Genomic DNA, 1,555 nt, shown 5'->3' with positions numbered 1-1,555 from the left:
GGGGTGGTGGGGTGGGGGGGGGGGGGGGGGGGGGGGGGGGGGGGGGGGGTTCCCCCCCCCCCCCCCCCCCCCCCCCCCCCCCACCGCTCAGGGGGTGTGCCGGACGGCGTTGGCGAGGATCGCGTCGCGCATGTAGGCGGCGAGGCCTGGCCTCGCGGCGTCGATGTTTCGCGTGAAACGTTCGTCCGAGACGTACATCTCGCCCAGGCAGGTGTGCATCTCGTACCCGCAGTCGTAGTGGTTGCGGGCGATCCCCTGCCGGTGGTCCTCGGCGGCGTCCATGGCCGCCTCGGAGTCGGCGGGCTCACCGGCGTCCATCAGGGCGACGAAGCGCCGGGTCAGCTCGTCGGCCTCGTTCTGGATGCGCTGCCAGTCCTCCTTGGTGTACGAGGCGGTCTTCTCCTTGGACTGGCGGTAGGCGTCGGTGTTCCCCCAGCGCTCCTTGACCTCCTCCTCGTACTGGTCGGGGTCGAAGTCGCCGAAGACCTCGAACTTCTCCTCGGGCGTGAGGTTGATGCCCATGCTGCGTGCCTCCATGGCGTGCTCCACGGCCGCCGCCATCTCCTCCAGCCTCTTGATCCGGGCGGTCAGCAGCTCGTGCTGGCGGCGCAGGTGCGCGCGCGGGTCCGCGGCCGGGTCGTCGAGCAGGACGGCGACCTCGTCGAGCGGGAAGCCCAGCTCCCGGTAGAACAGGATCTGCTGCAGCCGGTCGAGGTCCGCGTCGCCGTAGCGCCGGTGGCCCGCGTGGCTGCGCTCGCTCGGTACGAGCAGGCCGATGTCGTCGTAGTGGTGCAGGGTGCGCACCGTCACTCCGGCGAATCCGGCGACCTGTCCCACGGAGTAGCTCACTTCCGCTCCCTTCTCTGACGCCCTTCACGCTGCCTCCTCACGTGACGTGAGGTGCAAGTCCGGTGCGGTCCCGGGTGCCGGACCGTGACTGCCCCGCCTTGCGCGGCGTCCGGCGCCGGTGTCCCCCGTGTCCTCCGCGTCCCCCGTCGGAGCTACCCGGAGCTGTCCACTCGGGGGTGATTCGCAGGAGTCGGCATTCTCGTAGCGTTCTTGGCAGGTCGCGGAAGGCGCGCGGCGGATGCCCTACGAAGGTCACCATGAGTACGACGCGCATCGCGTTGCCCCAGCCCACACGCCAAAAGGCCGGCCGCTTCTTCCGGTCGCCCCTCGGCTGGATGCTGACCGGGATCGTGGGTGTGGGCCTGGCGTCCAGCCTGGTCGCGGTGGGTGGGGTGGTCGCCGTCGTGGGTGCGGCCGTGGCGGTTGTCATCTACTGGGCGGTCATGCGCCACGTCGCCGGGCGGGACGTACCGGAGATCGCGAAGTCGGGGTCCGTGGTCCAGACGTTGTCCGGTGTCGCGATCGGCTTCGTTCTCATCACCGTGTCGATGCTCACGCTCCTCACCGAGTTCTCGTTCGACGAGCGGCCCGGTAACGGCCTGTCGATCGTGGCGAGCATGGCCGCGATGCAGGTCGGCGCCGCCGTGACCGAGGAACTGCTCTTCCGCGGCCTCGCCCTCCAGGCACTGGAGAAGCTGTGCGGCAG

The 1,555-nt window shown here is 70.6% G+C and carries 1 protein-coding gene and 1 pseudogene; one reads left to right on the top strand and one right to left on the bottom strand.

The annotated features are described in order from the left end of the window. Positions 1-87 precede the first annotated feature (87 nt). Positions 88-849, bottom strand: a complete 762-nt coding sequence (locus tag ACP4IX_RS36165) for a MerR family transcriptional regulator (protein ID WP_426523870.1) — start codon at positions 847-849, stop codon at positions 88-90. A gap of 257 nt (positions 850-1,106) precedes the next feature. Between ACP4IX_RS36165 and ACP4IX_RS36160 the strand changes: the two are divergent. Further along, positions 1,107-1,555: pseudogene (locus ACP4IX_RS36160) on the top strand (CPBP family intramembrane glutamate endopeptidase); the annotation flags it as partial.

Source organism: Streptomyces sp. WG5, from assembly GCF_049974565.1.
GTDB lineage: Bacteria > Actinomycetota > Actinomycetes > Streptomycetales > Streptomycetaceae > Streptomyces.
The sequence above is the reverse complement of the archived record's forward strand: the minus strand, read 5'-3'. Positions and strand labels throughout refer to the sequence as shown.